The organism is Streptomyces nymphaeiformis (assembly GCF_014203895.1).
Classification (GTDB): domain Bacteria; phylum Actinomycetota; class Actinomycetes; order Streptomycetales; family Streptomycetaceae; genus Streptomyces; species Streptomyces nymphaeiformis.
Window position 1 is genome coordinate 508208 of the sequence record NZ_JACHJY010000002.1, and the last position, 18023, is coordinate 526230.

Here is an 18023-nt window from a genome sequence, read left to right on the forward strand (position 1 = left end):
ACCTCCGGGCCACGGATGTCACGCGGTCACACGGTCGTGCGGGAGGCATAGGCGCGGACGTCGGCATCAGGGTCGCGGGTGGCCGTGGCCAGGGCGGTCCGGGCCCCGGGGTCGGTGCGGTGCTCCAGGAGCGAGAGGACCGCGGCCTTGCGGACATCCGCGTTGGGGTCGGTCAGGGCTCGCGCGAGGGCGGTGACGGCCTCGGCGGCCGGGGCCGCCCGCAGCGCGCTCGCGGCGCCCGCCCTGACCTGCCAGGCGGGATCGGTCAGGGCAGCCGTGGCCCGCGCCGCGTACGGCCGTGGGCAGCCGGTCGCGGCCAGCGCGCCGAGTGCGGCGCCCCTGACGAGGGGGTCCGGGTCGTCCATCAGCCCGTCCAGCGTCGCCGGGGCCGGGGCGGACACGGCCGCGAGACCGCGGGCCACCGCTACCCGCACCTCGCGGGCCGGGTCGGCGGCGGCCACCGCCAGCTCGGCGACCGCGTCCACGGACACCAGGGCCCGCACGGCGGTGATGCGTACCTCGATGTCGTCGTCGGCCAGCGCGGCCGCGTAGGTTACGGCATCGCCCAGCCGCAAGGCGCGCGCTACGTCGAGCGCCGCCGCTCGGACGGCCGGGTCGGCGACGGCCGACGCAGCCTTGAGCGCAGTGCCCAACTCGGCTTCGGGCGGCAGCACTTCGACCAGCTCGCGCAGCACCGCCGCGGCGGCGGCCCGGACCTGGGGTGCCGAGTCCAGCAGATGTGCGGCGAGCACGGGCCCGGCGCCGGCCGGCGCCGTCTCGCCGAGGGCGGTCACGGCGGCCGACCGCACCGCCGGATCGGCATCGGCGAGGTACGGACGGAACTCCTCCAGCTCGGCGGACTCCTCGGCGAGGGAGAGGAGGCGGAGCAGGACCGGGCTGGGCGCGGTGACCTCTGCCGGGTCTGTTTCGGGGGCTGCGGCGTTTTCGGGGGCTGTCGGCGGCGCTGTCGGGCGGGCGGCGACCGGAGTCGTGGCTGCGGCAGGGGCGGCCTCCCGCGGCCCCGCCGTGGCCACCGGCACCAGTGCGACCTCGCCCAGCAGCCGCTCGGCTCCCGGTGCCGGCGCGAACTCCGGCACCGGCACCACGTACGGCTCGACGGGCCGCGCGGTGAACTCCATCGTTCCCGAGGCGGACTTGCGCAGGTCGAGGTGGTGCAGCCAGCCCGCGTCGTCCCGACCCGGATGGTCGAGTCGCTCGTGGTACAGCCCCCACCGCGACTCGGTCCTGGCCAGGGAGGCCCGGGCGGCCATCTCCGCGCAGTCCCTGATGAAGGAGACCTCGGCGCACCGCATCAGCTCGTGCGGCGTGCGAGCCCCCATGCCGTCGATCTCGCTCGACATCCGGGTGAACGCCTCGACCGCCAGGGACAGCTTCGCCCCGGTCTTCGGCGGCGCCACGTAGTCGTTGACGAACCGCCGCAGCTTGTACTCGACCTGCGGCTGCGGCGGTCCGTCGGGATTGCGCAGCGGCCGGTAGACGAGTCGATGGGCGGCGGCCAGCTGCTCCGCGGGCAACTCGCCCTCGAACGCGCGGTACTGGGCCGCGTCCTCTCCGGCCAGATCGCCGAAGACGAACGCGCCGATCATGTAGTTGTGCGGGACGCATGCCAGGTCGCCCGCCGCGTACAGCCGGGGCACCGTCGTACGGGCGTGGGCGTCCACCCGCACCCCGGAGGCGGAGTGTCCGCCGCACAGCCCGATCTCCGAGATGTGCATCTCGATGTCGTGGGTGCGGTAGTCATGGCCGCGGTTCGCGTGGAACGTGCCGCGGGTGGGCCGTTCCGTGGTGTGCAGGATCGACTCGACGGCGCCGACGGTCTCCTCCGGCAGATGGCTGAGCTTGAGATACACCGGCCCCCGGTCGGAGGCGAGTTCGGCCGCGAACTCCGACATCATCTGGCCCGACCAGTAGTCCGACTCCACGAAGCGCTCGCCGTGCCGGTTCACCTGGTACCCGCCGAACGGGTTCGCGACGTACGCGCACGCCGGCCCGTTGTAGTCCTTGATCAGCGGGTTGATCTGGAAGCACTCGATCCCGGTGAGCGCGGCCCCCGCGTGGTAGGCCATGGCGTAGCCGTCGCCGGCGTTGGTCGGGTTCTCGTACGTGCCGTAGAGGTAGCCCGAGGCGGGCAGGCCCAGTCGGCCGCACGCGCCGGTGGCCAGGATCACCGCGCCCGCCCGGACGATCACGAAGTCGCCCGTACGCGTGTGGAATCCCGCCGCGCCGATCGCCCGTCCGTCCTCCGGGTGCGTGAGCACCCGCACCGGCATGACCCGGTTCTCGATCCGGATCCGCTCGCGCATCTCCCGCCGCCGCAGCTGCCGGTAGAGGACCTTCTTGACGTCCTTGCCCTCCGGCATCGGCAGCACGTACGAGCCGGAGCGGTGAACCTGGCGGACCGCGTACTCGCCGTGTTCGTCCTTCTCGAACTTCACCCCGTACGACTCCAGGCGCTGGACCATCCCGAAGCCCCGGGTCGCGGTCTGCCGGACGGTGGACTGGTCGACGACGCCGTCGTTGGCGCGGGTGATCTCGGCGACGTAGTCGTCGGGCTCCGCCCGGCCCGGGATGATCGCGTTGTTGACCCCGTCCATTCCCATGGCGAGGGCGCCGGAGTGGCGGACGTGCGCCTTCTCCAGGAGCAGCACGGACGCGCCGCGTCCGGCGGCGGTCAGCGCGGCCATCGTGCCCGCGGTGCCGCCGCCGATGACGAGGACGTCGCAGGACAGTTCGGTCGCGTCGGCGAGCGAGGGGATGGCGAGAGGGGTGTCCACCAGGGTGTCCACAGGGGTGCCTTTCGGATGACGCTCGGATGGATGTCGGGATGGATGCCTGGGATGGGCTCGGGATTTGTTCGGGGTCCGAGGCTCGGGGTTCGGGGTTCGGGGGAGATCTCAGAGGGATTCGAGGATGCGGCGGCGTGCTTCCTCGGTGCCGGGGGCCGTTCGGGCGTCGCGCTCACGGGGATGCGGAACGCCCATCACCTGCCCCGAGCCGAGTCGGAGGACCCGGTCGCCGAGGTGCAGGGCCTCGTCCACGTCGTGGGTGACGAAGACGACGGTGGCGCCGGTACCGCGCAGGATCTCGACCAGCAGGTCCTGCATCCCGGCCCGGGTGTGCGCGTCCAGCGCGCCGAAGGGCTCGTCCATCAGGACCGCGCGGGGGCGTCCGGCGAGGGCGCGGGCCAGCTGGACCCGTTGGCGCTGGCCGCCGGACAGCTGGTGCGGCAGCTTGTGGGCGTGGCCCGCGAGGCCGACCCGGTCCAGCCAGTCGGCGGCCGAGCGCCGCCGCTCGGCACGGGGGACCCGTCGGATCGCCAGGGGCAGCTCCACGTTGGCGCGGACGGTCCGCCAGGGCAGCAGCGCGTCGTGCTGGAACACCAGGGCCCGGTCGGCGGCGGGCCGGTCGATCGGCTGACCGTCCTGGCGGACCGTTCCCTCCCGTGGGGGCAGCAGTCCCGCGAGGGTACGCAGCAGCGTCGACTTGCCGCAGCCGGAGGGGCCGACCACGGCCAGCAGCTCTCCGGGAGGGATGCTCAGCGTCACGGTGCCCGGTATGGCGGCGCCGTCCGGGTGGCCGAGCCGCACGGCGTCCAGGGTGAGTTCGGCGCCGGCGGGCGCGGGTGCGGGGCTCATGGAACCGGCTCCTTCCGGGGAACGGCGGTGGGTGCGGCGGCGTCGGCGAGGACGCCGGCCTTGGCGCCCGCGTCGGCGTCCGTGTCGCTGTGGGCGGGGAACTCAGGGGTCGTACGGGTCACCCGTGCGGCCCGGCGGAACAGCGCGCGCGAGGTGCCGGCCGCCCCGCCCGCCGTCGGACGGGGCAGCCACGACGTCGCGCGACGGCCGAGGAACTCCACCGCGGTCGAGGTGAGCCAACCGAGGCCGCCGATGGTGGCCATGCCGACGAACACCCCCGGATAGTCGACGACGGTGTAGTCCTGCCAGGTCCGGTAGCCGACCCCGTACTCGCCGGAGATCATCTCCGCGGAGATCACGCAGATCCAGGCGACGCCGATGCCCACCGACAGCCCGCCGAAGACGCCCGGGAGGGCGCCCGGCAGCACCACCGAGCGCAGCACCCGCAGCCGACCGCCGCCCATCGTGAGCACGGCCTCCTCCCAGGCCGGAGTGAGCGCACGGACCGCGTGCCGGGTCGACACCAGGACGGGGAAGAAGGCGGCGGTGAACGTGATGAAGACGATGCCCTGCTCGTTGGTGGGCAGCAGCAGGATGGCGACCGGGACCAGGGCGATGGCCGGGACGGGCCGTACCACCTCCACCAGGGGGCCGAGCAGGTCGGCGGCCCACCGGGAGCGGGCGACGGCCGTGCCGGCCGCCACCCCCAGGACCGCGGCCAGCAGGAAGCCCACCGTGATCCGGCCCAGGCTGTGGCCCAGGTCCTGCCAGTACGTCGTGGTGCCGACCCGGTCCGCGAAGGCCGAGGCCACCTCGACGACCGTGGGGAACTGCTCGAACCGCAGCCACAGGTTGACGTCCAGCGAGGTCAGCAGCTGCCAGAGCAGGAGGGCCGCGGCGAGCGAACCCGCGCGGACCAGACGGCGGCCCGCGTTCACGACGCCAGCCGCACGGCGTCCGCGTAGCCCACGACCCGGGCTCCGGGATGCCTGGAGACGTACGTCCGCGCATTGGCAGGGGTGACGAAGGCCCGAAGCCGTTCGCCGTCCGCGACCCACACCGCCTTGTCGGCGAACCACAGGGTGCCGGTCAGCGCGTCCGGCACGTAGGCGGCCCGTACGTCGGCGCCCTTGACGGCCTTCAGCAGCTCCTCGGGACTGTCGAAGGAACGGGTGGTGGCCTGCCCCTTGAGCCACAGCTCCGGCTTGGCCGTGGTCGCCTTCGGGTACGCCGGGCTCGACGCGGCCCGCTTCAGCGGCGCCGGGTCGACGAAGGCGTCCACGTCGACGTCGCCGACCAGCTTGGCCGCCTTCAGCAGCGGCACGTCCTCCTTCAGCGCGGCGACCAGTTCCGGGCGGAGCTGCGGATCGAAGGTGGAGATGCCGTTCGCGCCGTTGTAGAGGTAGACCACCTCGGCGGGCAGTCCGGTGGCCTTCGCCACGGATTCGGCCGCGGCGACGGGCCGGGTGCGCAGGTGGTCGGTGGCCCGGCGCTGCGCCTTGAGGAAGTCGTCGAGGATGCCGGGCCGTTGTTCGGCGAACTTCTGCCGTACGGTGACCCCGTGGAAGGTCGGCAGATCGAGCACCGCACCGTCGTACAGGGCCTTGGCCCGGCCTTCGAAGGCCAGCAGTCCCGGCCACGCGACGAACTGGGACAGCGCGTCGACACTGCCGGCGGTCAGCGCTGACGCGCCCACGCTGGGCTGCTGGTTGAGCTTCCGGATGTCCGTCTGCGGGTCGAGACCGGACCGCTCCAGCGCCCGTACGAGCGTGCCGTCGGCGGCCGAGCCGACGCTGGTGGACACCTTCTTGCCGCGCAGGTCGGCCAGCGACTTCAGGGAGGAACCGGGCGCGGTCACGACGGTGTTGAGCCCGCCGCGCAGGTTGTACCCGGTGACCGAGACCAGCCGGGTCGGCTGACCCAGCTGCTTGCCCCTGGCGGCGTTGATGAGCAGCGGGAAGTCGCCCATCGACCCGATGTCGATCTTCCCGGCCGTCATCTGGGCGGTGATCGGCGCACCCGTGGCGTAGTCCTGCCACACGACCTTGTACGAGACGCCGTCCTTCCTCCCGCGCGCCGCGAGCTCCTCCTCGAAGTAGCCGAGGGAGCGCAGCAGCGTGCCGGCGGTGACGGTGTTGATGGTCTTCGACTGGTAGCCGACGGTCACCGTGACGCTCTTCGCGCCGTCGCTGTCGGCGCCTGCCGTGCCACCGCAGGCGGTGGCGAGGGGAAGCAGCGCGGTGGCCAGGAGCGGGAGGAGCGGAAGTCTCTTGCTGGGCATGGAAGGCCGGCCTTTCAGCGGAGCAGATAGGGCATGTTGACGGTGACCGCCCCCGTGGGACAGCGCGCCGCGCACGGGCCGCAGTACCAGCACTCGTCCACGTGCATGTACGCCTTGCCGTCGTCCTCGCGGATGGCGAGCGAGTCGAGCGGACACATGTCGACGCAGAGCGTGCAGCCGTCGATGCACTTGGACTCGTCGATGGTCACGGGCACGTCCGAGCGCTGTGGAACAAGAGGCATGGCGGTCTCCAGGACCCGAAGGGGAAGCAACGAGGGATGAGGAAGGCAGAAAGACGAAAGACCAGCGATGAAGGGGGGTGCGAGCCGGGAGCCGGGTGGCGGTTTCCCCGCCTCACAGGGACCGGCGCAGCACGCCGCTCATGGTGATGCGGTCGCCGCGGAACCGGATGAACTCCAGGTCCACCGGGCGCCCGTCGGGCAGGCAGGTGAGCCGCTCCAGCATCAGTACGGCCGCGCCTCGCGGGGCCTGGAGCACCGCGGCGGAGTGCGCGTCGGCGGTGACCGCCTCCAGGGTGATCTCGGCATGCCCGAGCGGACCGCCGGTGAGCGATTCCAGGAGCCGGAACACATCCGTGTTCTCCAGGTCGCAGCCGAGGAGTTCACCGCCCACGTCCATGGGCAGGTAGGACAGGTCCAAGGACAGCGGAAGCCCGTTCAGGCGGCGCAGCCGCTCGATACAGAGCACATCGCTGTGGTCGGGCAGTCCCAGTCGGTGCGCCACCGGGCCCGGGGCGGAGACCGGGCCGACGGTACGGACCTCGTTGGTGACCCGGCCGTGTTCGTGCAGGGTCTCGGCCAGGCCCTGGAGGCGGTCCAGGCCGTGCGGGTACTTCTCGCACACCACCACGGTGCCGACACCGGGCTGCCGCTCGACGAGCTGCTCACCGCGCAGCAGGTCCAGGGCCTGTCGGACGGTGTTGCGGGTGGCCCGGTAGTCCGCGGCGATGACGTCCTCAAGGGGGAGGACCCGCTGGGGGAAGCCGCCCGCGAGGATCTGGTGGCGCAGCAGATCGGCGAGCTGTCGGGCCCGGTCCGCACGCAGTCGACGACGGCGCGCGGCGGCGACCGGGCGGGCTGCGGGGGTGGGTTCGGCTGGCATGGCAGGGAACGTACTCGTGGAGTGCCGCCGATGGTGTTGCCGCAGTATTGCGCCACCTGACGTCTCGTACGAACCGCCCTGACCTGCTATTTCTCCGCCGATGCGGCAAGATCCGCCACATCGGCGTCCACCACGTGGACCACCGGCCACCCACGATGCGGCCGGTTCGCGCGCGGGTGCGTTCAGCCGCCGGCCGTCATCAGCGGGAACGTGATCTCACCGTGAGGGCCGCGGGCCCGGCTCCCCGACGGGCGGCCGGGCCCGCCGCGTGCGTCGCGCGCAGCGATGTCCCGGCCGGTCGACGTGGAGTGCTTCAGCGGAGCCAGGCGCGGGTGAGGGTCTGGACGGCGGAGCCGTCGAGGTCGGTGAGCGTGGTGCCGACGAACTCGCGGGCCCAGTCGGAGGTCTGGACGCGGAACGGGGGGTGTTCCGCGGCCAGGGCCTCGATGATCGGGGCCGCGGCCTCGAACGGCGTCTGGGCGTTCCCGAAGGACTTCTGGGTGCGGGCGATGTACGCCTGGAGGGCCGGGGCGTAGGGTCCGGCCGCGGCCAGCAGGGCGGGGACGTCCAGACCGAGGTTGGAGACGAACTCGCTGGCCACCGCGCCCGGTTCGACCACGGTGACGTCGACGCCGACGGTGTCGGCCACGGGGGCGAGCGACTGCATGAAGCCCTCGACCGCGAACTTGGCCGCGCAGTACGCCTCGTTGAAGGGCTGGCCGACGGCTCCGCCCACACTGGTGACGGTGATCACCCGGCCCCGAGAGGCGCGCAGGTGGGGCAGGGCGGCGCGGGTGGCGGAGACGACGCCGAAGAAGTTGACCTCCATGGTGGCGCGGACGTCGGCGAGGCTCATCTGCTCGATGGTGCCGACCCGGGCGGCCCCGGCGTTGTTGACCAGCGCGTCGAGGCGGCCGTGCTCGGCGATCACCTCGTCGAGGCACGCGGTGATGCTGTCGGCGTCGGCGACGTCCAGGCGCTTGACCTGGACGCGGTCGGCGACCGCGTGCTCGGCTGCGGCCTTGAGCAGGGCCTCGGCCTTTCCGGTGTCGCGCATGGTGGCGATGGTGGTCCAGCCGGCCTGGGCGGCGGCCACGGCGGTGGCGAGGCCGATGCCGGACGAGGTGCCTGTGATCAGAACGGTTTTTTCGCTGGCCATCAAGGGTCTCCTTGCCTGTCTGAACGGAGCGCCGGCCAGTAACCGGGGAACTCCCCATTTAATCGAGAGGCTAACCGGGGGATTCCCCGGTTGTCCAGATAGACTGGATCCTGACGAAGGGAGCAGCCTTGACCACGCAACCGAGCGTGTTGCGCGCGGACGCCCGCCGCAACCGGGAGCGCATCCTCGAAGCGGCCGTGCGTGCGTTCGCCGAGAAGGGCGCGGACGTGCCGATCGACGCGATCGCCAAGGCCGCCGGGGTCGGCTCCGCCACGCTCTACCGCCACTTCCCCACCCGCGAGGCGCTGGTCGAGGCGGCCTATCGCAACGAGCTGGCCCGCGTCTGCGACAGCGCCGCCGAATTGCTGGCCGACCTCCCGCCGGACCGGGCGCTACGCCAGTGGATGGACGGGTTCATCGACTACCTGGCCGCCAAGGAGGGCATGGCGGACGCGCTGCGTGCCGCGGTCGCGTCCGGTGCGGACCCCTTCGCCGAGACCCTCGACAAGCTCGGTGCGGCGATCGACTCGCTCCTGCGCGCCGGAGCCGAGGCGGGCGTCCTCCGCTCGGACGTCGACGCCTTCGACGTCGGCCTGAGCCTCGCCGGTGTCGCGCTGATCACCAGCTCACCCGCCCAGCGCGAACGCTCCGGTCGCCTGCTCGACCTGATCCTCGACGGACTGCGATACGGGACGGACGAGTAGCCGCCACCGCTCGCCGGCGGCCCCGTCCACGCCCCGCACCCGCCGTGCCGCGGGCGCTGTCAGGCTAGTCCTGGACCACGTCCGGTGGGGCAAGCCGCCGCTGTCGCTCAAGGGGTGCGAGGGCGAGCAGCAGCAACAGGCCGCCCAGGGGCAGGAAGTCCAGGCTCATCGCCGTGACGGCGATGCCCGCGACCACCAGGAGCGGCCGCCAGACCGCTATGCGCCGGATCGCCGCCAGCTGAACCATGAGCAGGGTCAGGCCCACGTAGAAGAGCAGCGGGCCGATCGTGTAGATGGCAGGCGTGACGCCCGGGTGGCTCCGGACCTCGTCGAACATGATGTCCATGGCCTCCCGGTCCGCGCACAGGAAGCCCACCGCCAGGTCGATCACCGTCTGCGCGGTCGCCGCGGCCGCCCCGAGCAGCCCTGCGGCGGCCGCGAAACCGGCGAACAGGCCTGCGGCCTGCCCGCGCCCCGCCGTCGCCCACCGTCTCAGGCGCCACATCACCGGCACGAAGGCCGACACGGATGCCAGCAGCGCGAGATGCCCGAGACTCCAGGAGATGCCGGGGCCGTGGGTGGCATCGGTGAGCCGGATGACTCCGTAGGCCGTCATGCACAGCGGAGCGATGGTGAAACCGGCCCACTGGCGCGTCGTGTTCGTCATGGAACGATCATGCTCGCGGGCCACACGGCACACATCGGGGACAGCCCTGAGGCACCCCCGGGTACCCCCGCAGTCGCGGTCAGGGTCGGGAGCTGCATCTCCCTGCCTCCCCCTGCTCGGACACCGACGTCACCGGCATCACGCCGTCAGGGGAAAGGGCTGTCCGCGTGGCGGTCTCTGATGTGATCATGATTGTTCTCGGGGGCCGAACAGGGGGATCAGAGCGTGGAGTTCGTGCTGCCGTCGGACGGCCCCGCCGCGGAGACGGGAGGGGACCCGGCGGCACTGTGGGAGTCGGAGACGGCCCCCGGACCCGGCGCCTGATCCCTCTTCCGCCACCATGACCGAACCCCGACGTACGAACGGATGAACCGACCGGTGCCCCAGCACGCCCAGGCCATGCGCCGCCATTTCCACGAGGCCGCCGCGCGACGCGGCTTCTCGGTCGCCCCCGCGCAGGAGGCCGCCGTCGAGCGGCTGGCCCGCATGGCGGCCGAACTCGCCCGTCCGGCCTGGACCTTCCCCCGGCCGCCGCGCGACCTGTACGTCTGGGGCCCGGTGGGCCGGGGGAAGTCCTGGCTCGTGGACACCTTCTACGAAGGGCTGCCCACGGGACGCAAACGCCGCCTGCACTTCCACGACTTCTTCCGCAGGCTGCACGACGGGGTGAACAGGCCGGGCACCCGCCACGACGGGCAGAGCGCCGTCGACAGCGCCCTCGACGAGCTGATCGGCGACAGCCGGGTCCTGGTCTTCGATGAGTTCCACGCTCATGACGCGGGCGACGCGATGCTGATCGCACGCCTCTTCCGCACGCTGCTCGACCGTCGCATCACCCTGGTCACCACCTCGAACTACCCGCCCGCCGGACTGATGCCGGACCCGCTCTACCACCACCTCTTCGAGCCGACCATCCAGCTCATCGAGGAGCGGATGGACGTCCTCGACGTCACGGGCCCGGTGGACTTCCGCCGCGTCGAGGCACCCGCGGCGGCGGACGGCGGGCGCCGGTTCGCCACGGGGCTGTGCCTGCCCCCGGGCGGCACCGGCCTGGAGGCGCTCGGCCTCACCGCCCCGGAGCCCGCGGAGGCCACCCCCGTCCAGGCCCACCTGCGGGAGCTGCCGGCCCGTGCGGTGCGCGGTGACGTGGTCTGGTTCGCCTTCGACGCCCTGTGCGAGGCCGCTACGGGGGTGCCCGACTACCTGGCCCTCGCCGAACGGTTCCCCACCCTGGTGCTGGACGGTGTGCCTCCGCTGGCCGAGGCCTCCGCGGACGGACGGCAGCGGTTCGCGAACCTCGTCGACGTCGCCTGCGACCGTGACATACGGCTCGTCCTCATCGGCGCCGACCCCCTGACCGCCCTCCCCGCCGACCAGGCCCTCACCCGCGACCTGGACCGCACAGCCAGCCGCCTCGCCATGCTTCAGCGGACGAACCGGGCTCGCACCTCACCCTGAACCGTCCCCTTCGGCGATATCCGGGAGGCCTCCGACGCACTGTCCCCGTGACAGTGCTCCGTCCCGGTCTCACCGTCAGCCGCCCCATATCGGATTTCCTCGGCAACGCGCAAGGGATTCGACAAGGAAATCCCGGTCGGGCGCACTAGACTGACGGGCTGTTTGGCGCCGGATCGGAACAACCTGGGCAGACCCGGGCTCCACCGGCGACCCGGACGCTTCCGGGCACGAGACGCGAGGGCCGATGTCAGCCACACCTGAGCGCGGTGAACTCACTCTGCTCGACGACGGGGAGACGTACGAGGACTCAGGGAAAGCGGCCCGGTTCTCCGCCGGGCCCGCCGCCCCGCCCCGTACGCTCGTCGACATCCTCGACGCGACCGTCCTGGCCCACCCCGACGAACCCGCGCTCGACGACGGCTCCGCCCAGCTGACATACCGTGAGCTGGCCGCCGAGGTCGAGCGGCTGCGGCGCACCCTCGCCGCGGCCGGCGTCGGACTCGGCGACCGCGTCGGAGTGCGCGTGCCCTCCGGGACCAACGACCTGTACGTGGCCGTCCTCGCCGTGCTCGCCGCAGGCGCCGCCTACGTGCCGGTCGACGCCGAGGACCCGGACGAGCGGGCCGAACTGGTCTTCGGCGAAGCCGGGGTACGCGCCGTGCTCGGCGCCGGACGATCCGTCGAGGTCACCGCGGCCCCCGAGCCCGGCCACGCCCCCGCCGCCCGCCCCGGGCCCGAGCACGACGCCTGGGTCATCTTCACCTCCGGCTCCACCGGAGTGCCCAAGGGCGTCGCCGTCGGCCACCGCAGCGCCGCCGCCTTCGTGGACGCCGAGGCCGCGCTCTTCCTCGCCGAGGAACCGATCGGACCCGGCGACCGGGTCATGGCCGGACTGTCGGTCGCGTTCGACGCCTCCTGCGAGGAGATGTGGCTGGCCTGGCGCCACGGCGCCTGCCTCGTGCCCGTCCCGCGCTCCCAGGTGCGCAGCGGCGCCGACCTCGGTCCCTGGCTGGTGGAACAGGAGATCACCGTGGTCTCCACCGTGCCGACCCTGGCCGCGCTCTGGGACCCCGCGGACCTGGGCGAGGTCCGGCTGCTGATCTTCGGCGGGGAGGCCTGCCCGCCCGAACTGGCCCAGCGCCTGGTGACCGAGGGCCGCGAGGTCTGGAACACGTACGGCCCCACCGAGGCCACCGTCGTCGCCTGCGCCTCGCTCCTGACCGGTGAGGAACCGATCCGCATCGGTCTCCCGCTGAACGGATGGGAACTGGCCGTGGCCGACGAGTCCGGCGAGCCGGTGCCCATGGGCGGCAGCGGCGAGCTCGTGATCGGCGGCGTGGGCCTGGCCCGCTACCTCGACCCCGCGAAGGACGCCGAGAAGTACGCCCCGCTCGCCTCCCTCGGCTGGCAGCGCGCCTACCGCAGCGGCGACCTCGTCCGCGCGGAGCCGGAGGGGCTCGTCTTCCTCGGCCGCGGCGACGAGCAGATCAAGCTCGGCGGGCGCCGCATCGAACTGGGCGAGGTGGACGCCGCACTCCAGGCCCTGCCCGGCGTCGCCGGAGCGGCCGCCGCGGTCCGCACCGCGCGCGGCGGCAACGAGCTCCTCGTCGGCTACGTCGTCACCCAGGAGGGATGGGACCACGCCGCGGCCGTCGAGCGGCTCCGCGCCGAACTGCCCGCGGCCCTCGTGCCGCTCCTCGCGCCGGTCGCCGAACTGCCGACCCGCACCTCCGGCAAGGTCGACCGGAACGCGCTGCCCTGGCCACTGCCCGAACTCGAGACCGCCCGCCCCGCCGAACGGCTCTACGGCACCGAGGCCTGGCTCGCCGAGCAGTGGAGCGAGACCCTGGGCGTGCCCGTCACCGGAGCCGGCGACGACTTCTTCGCGATCGGCGGCGGCAGCCTCGCCGCCGCCCAGCTCACCACCCGGCTCCGCGCCCGCTACCCGAGCGCGGCCGTCGTCGACGTCTACCAGCAGCCCACCCTGCGCAAGCTCGCCCGCCACCTGGAGCGGTCCGTGCAGGACGGCGGCGAGGCCCGGACCGTCGCCCCCGTCCCGCTCCGGTCCCAGGTGGTCCAGACGCTGCTCCTGCTCCCGCTGTTCACCCTGGTCGGACTGCGCTGGACGGTGGCGCTCCTCGCCCTGGGCAACGTCCTCCACCGGTTCGGGCCCTACCCCTGGGTGCCCACCGCCTCCTGGTGGCTCGTCGCCGCCGGCGCCGCCCTGCTCTACAGCCCACCGGGCCGGCTGGCCCTCGCGGCCGGTGGCGCCCGCCTCCTGCTGCGCGGGGTCGGGCCCGGCCACTACCCGCGCGGCGGAAGCGTGCACCTGCGCCTGTGGACGGCCGAACGACTGGCCGACCTCGTCGGCGCGACCTCCCTCACCGGGACCTGGCTCGAACGCTACGCACGGGCCCTCGGAGCCAAGATCGGCCCGGAGGTCGACCTGCACTCCCTGCCCCCCGTGACCGGCATGCTCAAGCTCGGACGCGGCTGCGCCGTGGAGTCCGAGGTGGACCTCTCCGGGCACTGGCTGGACGGGGACCGGCTGGAGATCGGCCCGGTCAAGGTCGGCGCGGGCGCCGTCGTCGGCACCCGCAGCGTGCTCTTCCCGGGCGCGAGGGTCGGCAAGCGGGCCGAGGTGGCCCCCGGCTCCGCCGTGACCGGGCCGATCCCGACCGGCCAGCGCTGGGCCGGAGTACCCGCCGTCAAGCTCGGCAAGGCCAAGCGGAACTGGCCCAAGGAGCGCCCGCCGCGTGCCGTCCGCTGGCGCGCCCTGTACGGAGCGAGCGGCCTCTGGCTCACGGCCCTGCCGGTGCTCGCCGCCCTGCCGGCGCTGCTCGTCGTCAGTCTGTCCGTACCCGCCGACGCCGGGCTCGCCGAGGCCCTGCGCGGCGCGCTGACGGCCGTGGTGCCCGGAGCGCTCGCCTTCGGGTTCGCGTACGCGCTGCTGCTGCTCGTCTCGGTGCGTCTGCTCAGCCTCGGGCTGCGGACCGGGACCCATCCGACGCACAGCCGGGTCGGCTGGCAGGCCTGGACCGTCACCCAGCTGATGGACCTCTCCCGGGAGACCCTGTTCCCGCTGTACGCCGGGCTGATCACCCCCGTGTGGCTCCGGCTGCTCGGCATGCGGATCGGCCGGGGCGCCGAGGTGTCCACGGTGCTCGCGCTCCCGAGCCTGACGACCGTGGGCGACGGCGCGTTCCTCGCCGACGACACCCTGACCGCTCCGTACGAACTGGGCGGAGGGTGGGTCCGCATCGGACATTCCGAGATCGGCCGCCGGGCGTTCCTCGGCAACTCCGGAATGACCGCGCCGGGCCGCAGCGTGCCCGACGACGGGCTGGTCGGTGTCCTGTCGGCCACCCCGAAGAAGGCCAAGAAGGGCAGCTCCTACCTCGGCCTGCCGCCGGTCAAGCTGCCGCGGTCCGCGGCCGACGCGGACCGGAGCCGCACCTACGACCCGCCCAAGCACCTGCTGTGGGCCCGCGGCCTGGTGGAGCTGTGCCGGCTCGTCCCGGTGTTCTGCTCGGCCGCGCTCGCCGTCCTGACCGTGGCCGCGCTGTGCGCCCTGACCGCGACCGGCGGAGTGGGGGTGGCGGGGGCCGCGCTGCTGTCCGGAGCGGTCCTGCTCGCCGCCGGGGCGACCGCCGCGGTGGTCTCCGTGGCCGCGAAATGGCTGCTGGTGGGCCGGCACCGGACGGGGCAGCACCCGCTGTGGAGCGGCTTCGTGTGGCGCAACGAACTGTCCGACACGTTCGTCGAGGTCCTGGCCGTGCCCTGGCTCGCCGGATCGGTGCCGGGGACCGCGCTCCTCACCCTGTGGATGCGTGGTCTGGGGGCCCGGATCGGCCGGGGCGTGTGGTGCGAGAGCTACTGGCTTCCCGAGACGGACCTCGTGGCACTGGGCGACGCCGCCACCGTGAACCGCGGCTGTGTGTTGCAGACGCACCTCTTCCACGACCGGATCTTGAGGACGGATACTGTGATCCTTCGCGAGGGCGCCACCCTGGGTCCGAACGGAATCGTCCTGCCCGGAAGCACGGTCGGGGCCCGCAGCACACTGGGACCGGCCTCGCTCGTGATGGCCGGGGAATCCGTCCCCGCCGACACCCGCTGGCTGGGCAATCCGATCGAGGCGTGGCGGTCCTGAAGGGGCTACGGCGTACGAGCACAGCGCAGGGAGCGGAAGCGGCAGTGAGCGGCCAGAGGACAACGGCGTCGGACCCGTACTTTCCGGCCAGCGGCGACCCCCGATACCGCGTGCACCGGTACGAGATCGCCCTGGACTACCGTCCCGGCCCCAACCGGCTGGCCGGGACGGCGCGGCTCAGCGCGATCGCCGGCCGGGCGCAGCTCACCGACTTCGCCCTCGACCTGGCCGATTTCAAGGTCGGCCGGGTCCAGGTGAACGGCCGGGCGCCCCACTACAGCCACCGGGGCGGCAAACTGCGCATCCGCCCGGCCAAGCCCCTCCCCGCCGGCGCCGCCTTCACCGTGGAGGTGCACTGGTCGGGCAACCCCAAGCCGGTACGCAGCCCCTGGGGCGGCCTCGGCTGGGAGGAACTGACGGACGGCGCGCTCGTCGCGAGCCAGCCGGTCGGCGCGCCTTCCTGGTACCCGTGCAACGACCGTCCCGCGGACAAGGCCTCCTACCTGCTCTCGGTCAACACCCCTTCCGCGTACGCGGTGGTGGCCGGCGGCCGGCTGCTGACACGGACGACCAAGTCCTCCACGACCACCTGGGTGTACGAGCAGACCGCCCCGACCTCCAGCTATCTGGTCGGCCTGTCCATCGGCATGTACCAGACCGTGCTGCTCGGCGACCCCGGACTCGGCGGTGTTCCGCAGAGCGCCCACGTACCGGCGCACCTGCTGCCGAACTTCTCCCGGGACTTCGCCCGGCAGCCCGCGATGATGCGGCTCTTCGAGGAACTGTTCGGCCCCTACCCCCTGGGCGAGTACGCGGTCGTCGTCGCCGACGAGGAGCTGGACGTGCCGGTGGAGGCCCAGGGGCTGTCCCTCTTCGGCACCAACCACGTGGACGGCGTGCGGGGTTCGGAGCGGCTCATCGCCCATGAGCTCGCCCACCAGTGGTTCGGCAACAGCGTGACCATCGCCGACTGGCGGCACATCTGGCTGAACGAGGGCTTCGCGAAGTACGCCGAATGGCTCTGGTCCGAGCGGTCCGGCGGTCGCACCGCACATGAACTGGCCCTCGCCGCACACCGGTTGCTGGCCTCGCAGCCGCAGGACCTGGTCCTCGCCGACCCCGGCCGCAAGCTGATGTTCGACGACCGCCTCTACCAACGCGGGGGCCTCGCGGTGCACGCGATCCGCTGCGCGCTGGGTGACGGGGCGTTCTTCCGCATGCTGCGCGACTGGGCCGGCGTGCACCGCCACGGCGTGGTGACCACCGCGAGCTTCGCCGCCCACGTGGCCCGCTACGCGGCCGAGCCGCTGGATACCCTGCTCACGTCCTGGCTCCATCAGCCCTCCCTTCCCCCGCTGCCCGCCCCGCCGCGCGATGTCGTTCCGGGCGGGACGGGCGGGATGCCCTAGTCCCTCCCCGGTCGGCGGCCGATCGCTCCAAGGGGCCTCCCTGCCCGGTGGGCCCCAGCCACCAGTACCGACAGGACGGCCGCCGAACCGCCCAGCACCATGACCGTCGAGGGCGAGGACCGGTCGAGGACGGCCCCTCCGACCAGGGCCCCGATGGAGATGGTGGCCTGGAAGGAGGCGGTGAAGAGGACGGAGGACGCCTCGGGGGAGTCGGGTGCGGCCTTGGCGAACCAGGTCTGCGAGCAGACCGGCACGGCTCCGTAGCCGACGCCCCAGACGATCAGCAGTGCCACCGCTCCCACCGCCGACCGGCCGAGGACCGGGAGGAGCAGGGTCGCACCGGCGATCAACGCGGCGGCCGCGGCGAAAGCGGCCCGCGGATGGCGCCCCGCAGTCGATCCACCGAGGAAGTTGCCGGCGATTCCGGCTGCTCCGTAGACGAGCAGACAGACCGTGATGAGCCCCGGACCCACCTGGGTCACCTGCTCCAGGAAGGGGGTGACGTAGGTGTACGTGCCGAAGTGGGCGAGCACGACCAGGAAGGTCATCGCCAGGGCGAAGCGGGTGTCGACCCTCCGGAACATGCCGCCGAGGGCGTCGAGGCGGGTCGCCCGGTCGGAGGGGAGCGGCGGGACGACCAGGAGCAGCAGGGCGAGGACGGCGAGCGTGAAGCCGCCCATGACGAGGAACGCGGTCCGCCAGCCGGCGGCGTCACCGATGAAAGTGCCCAGTGGTACCCCGAGTACGGAGCCGAGCGGTACCGCGGAGAAGATCACCGAGGTCGCGCGGCCCACGGATCGCGCAGGCACCAGCCGGCCGGCGAGCCCGGCACCGATGGACCAGAAGCCGCCGATGGTGATCCCCACCATGACGCGGGAGACCAGGACCAGCCAGTAGTTCGACGCCGCAGCGGCCAGGAAATCGGCCAGCGCCAGCAAGAGGACGAACGCACCCAGCATGACCCGCCGGTCGACGCGCCCCGTGGCCGCCGTGACCAAGGGTGCCGCGACCGCGGCCAGGAATCCCGGCATGGTCATCATGAGACCGGCCATTCCGTCCGAGACGGTGAAACTCGAACCGATCGAGGTCAGCAGCCCGATCGGCAGGATTTCCGTGGTGACGATCGAAAAGATTCCCAGCATCACCGAGATCACAGCCAGCCAGGAAGTCGAGTCCGGGCGCTCCGACGGTGCCGGAGAGGGGACAGAAGTGGTGGTCGTTGTGGACATGAATCCCGTCCTGAGTTGGGCGTCACCTGCAGAAGGCGTCCACCAGTCCAGCAGGAACGGGCGCCGTCCTCTGGCGGATTCCCGACACCGACGACCGGGTCCTTGCCGTCGAGCTGCGCCGACCCCCGTGTGGGGGCAGGATGGGAGATAGCGGGGCTGTGCGGCCGCGACATCGTCGCCCGCAT

General features: G+C 72.8%; 13 protein-coding genes. 4 read left to right on the top strand and 9 right to left on the bottom strand.

Annotated elements, in window-relative coordinates:
* Positions 1-26: 26 nt before the first annotated feature.
* From GGE06_RS08160 to GGE06_RS08190, 7 genes are all read right to left on the bottom strand, one after another.
* Positions 27-2807, bottom strand: coding sequence for a fumarate reductase/succinate dehydrogenase flavoprotein subunit (locus tag GGE06_RS08160; RefSeq protein ID WP_184930395.1), 2781 nt, complete (start codon positions 2805-2807; stop codon positions 27-29).
* 108 nt (positions 2808-2915) lie between these two features.
* On the bottom strand, positions 2916-3656 hold the full coding sequence (locus GGE06_RS08165) for an ABC transporter ATP-binding protein (protein WP_116157165.1): 741 nt from the start codon (positions 3654-3656) through the stop codon (positions 2916-2918).
* Positions 3653-4594: an ABC transporter permease gene (locus tag GGE06_RS08170; protein WP_312883058.1), complete on the bottom strand. Its 942-nt coding sequence runs from the start codon at positions 4592-4594 to the stop codon at positions 3653-3655. The genes GGE06_RS08165 and GGE06_RS08170 overlap by 4 nt, the downstream gene beginning before the upstream one ends.
* Positions 4591-5937 carry an ABC transporter substrate-binding protein gene (locus GGE06_RS08175; RefSeq protein WP_116157164.1) on the bottom strand — a complete coding sequence of 449 codons (1347 nt, stop codon included), beginning with the start codon at positions 5935-5937 and terminating at the stop codon, positions 4591-4593. Before GGE06_RS08175 ends, GGE06_RS08170 begins: the two co-directional genes overlap by 4 nt.
* A gap of 14 nt (positions 5938-5951) precedes the next feature.
* Positions 5952-6179 (bottom strand): 4Fe-4S dicluster domain-containing protein, encoded by a 228-nt coding sequence (locus GGE06_RS08180; protein WP_116157163.1) that lies wholly within the window; start codon positions 6177-6179, stop codon positions 5952-5954.
* A gap of 112 nt (positions 6180-6291) precedes the next feature.
* Positions 6292-7059 carry a GntR family transcriptional regulator gene (locus tag GGE06_RS08185; RefSeq protein WP_184930396.1) on the bottom strand — a complete coding sequence of 256 codons (768 nt, stop codon included), beginning with the start codon at positions 7057-7059 and terminating at the stop codon, positions 6292-6294.
* A gap of 313 nt (positions 7060-7372) precedes the next feature.
* The gene (locus GGE06_RS08190; protein ID WP_184930397.1) at positions 7373-8218 is read right to left on the bottom strand and encodes an SDR family NAD(P)-dependent oxidoreductase; all 846 of its coding nucleotides are present in this window, start codon (positions 8216-8218) and stop codon (positions 7373-7375) included.
* Between the two features lie 128 nt (positions 8219-8346).
* On the opposite strand from GGE06_RS08190, the gene GGE06_RS08195 reads away from it, so the two are divergent.
* Positions 8347-8922: a TetR/AcrR family transcriptional regulator gene (locus tag GGE06_RS08195; protein ID WP_116157160.1), complete on the top strand. Its 576-nt coding sequence runs from the start codon at positions 8347-8349 to the stop codon at positions 8920-8922.
* Between the two features lie 64 nt (positions 8923-8986).
* Here the strand turns inward: GGE06_RS08195 and GGE06_RS08200 are convergent, their stop codons facing one another.
* Positions 8987-9589, bottom strand: a complete 603-nt coding sequence (locus tag GGE06_RS08200) for a hypothetical protein (protein ID WP_184930398.1) — start codon at positions 9587-9589, stop codon at positions 8987-8989.
* 366 nt (positions 9590-9955) lie between these two features.
* On the opposite strand from GGE06_RS08200, the gene zapE reads away from it, so the two are divergent.
* The 3 genes from zapE (at position 9956) to GGE06_RS08215 (ending at position 16609) form a co-directional block, all read left to right on the top strand.
* The gene (gene zapE, locus GGE06_RS08205; RefSeq protein WP_184930399.1) at positions 9956-11047 is read left to right on the top strand and encodes a cell division protein ZapE; all 1092 of its coding nucleotides are present in this window, start codon (positions 9956-9958) and stop codon (positions 11045-11047) included.
* Between the two features lie 244 nt (positions 11048-11291).
* On the top strand, positions 11292-15200 hold the full coding sequence (locus GGE06_RS08210; RefSeq protein WP_184930400.1) for a Pls/PosA family non-ribosomal peptide synthetase: 3909 nt from the start codon (positions 11292-11294) through the stop codon (positions 15198-15200).
* A 44-nt stretch (positions 15201-15244) separates the two neighbouring features.
* Positions 15245-16609 carry a M1 family metallopeptidase gene (locus GGE06_RS08215; RefSeq protein ID WP_116157156.1) on the top strand — a complete coding sequence of 455 codons (1365 nt, stop codon included), beginning with the start codon at positions 15245-15247 and terminating at the stop codon, positions 16607-16609.
* On the opposite strand, the gene GGE06_RS08220 is transcribed toward GGE06_RS08215, so the two are convergent.
* Entirely contained in the window at positions 16606-17838 is a 1233-nt protein-coding gene (locus GGE06_RS08220; RefSeq protein ID WP_184930401.1) for an MFS transporter, read from the bottom strand. The genes GGE06_RS08215 and GGE06_RS08220 overlap by 4 nt on opposite strands.
* Positions 17839-18023: the final 185 nt, after the last annotated feature.

Excerpts from the sequence above, each read along its gene's own strand:
- GGE06_RS08220 (WP_184930401.1), bottom strand. The coding sequence starts at position 17,838 with ATGTCCACAACGACCACCACTTCTGTCCCCTCTCCGGCACCGTCGGAG.
- GGE06_RS08190 (WP_184930397.1), bottom strand. The coding sequence starts at position 8,218 with ATGGCCAGCGAAAAAACCGTTCTGATCACAGGCACCTCGTCCGGCATC.
- GGE06_RS08165 (WP_116157165.1), bottom strand. The coding sequence starts at position 3,656 with ATGAGCCCCGCACCCGCGCCCGCCGGCGCCGAACTCACCCTGGACGCC.
- zapE (WP_184930399.1), top strand. The coding sequence starts at position 9,956 with ATGAACCGACCGGTGCCCCAGCACGCCCAGGCCATGCGCCGCCATTTC.
- GGE06_RS08210 (WP_184930400.1), top strand. The coding sequence starts at position 11,292 with ATGTCAGCCACACCTGAGCGCGGTGAACTCACTCTGCTCGACGACGGG.
- GGE06_RS08180 (WP_116157163.1), bottom strand. The coding sequence starts at position 6,179 with ATGCCTCTTGTTCCACAGCGCTCGGACGTGCCCGTGACCATCGACGAG.
- GGE06_RS08185 (WP_184930396.1), bottom strand. The coding sequence starts at position 7,059 with ATGCCAGCCGAACCCACCCCCGCAGCCCGCCCGGTCGCCGCCGCGCGC.
- GGE06_RS08200 (WP_184930398.1), bottom strand. The coding sequence starts at position 9,589 with ATGACGAACACGACGCGCCAGTGGGCCGGTTTCACCATCGCTCCGCTG.
- GGE06_RS08175 (WP_116157164.1), bottom strand. The coding sequence starts at position 5,937 with ATGCCCAGCAAGAGACTTCCGCTCCTCCCGCTCCTGGCCACCGCGCTG.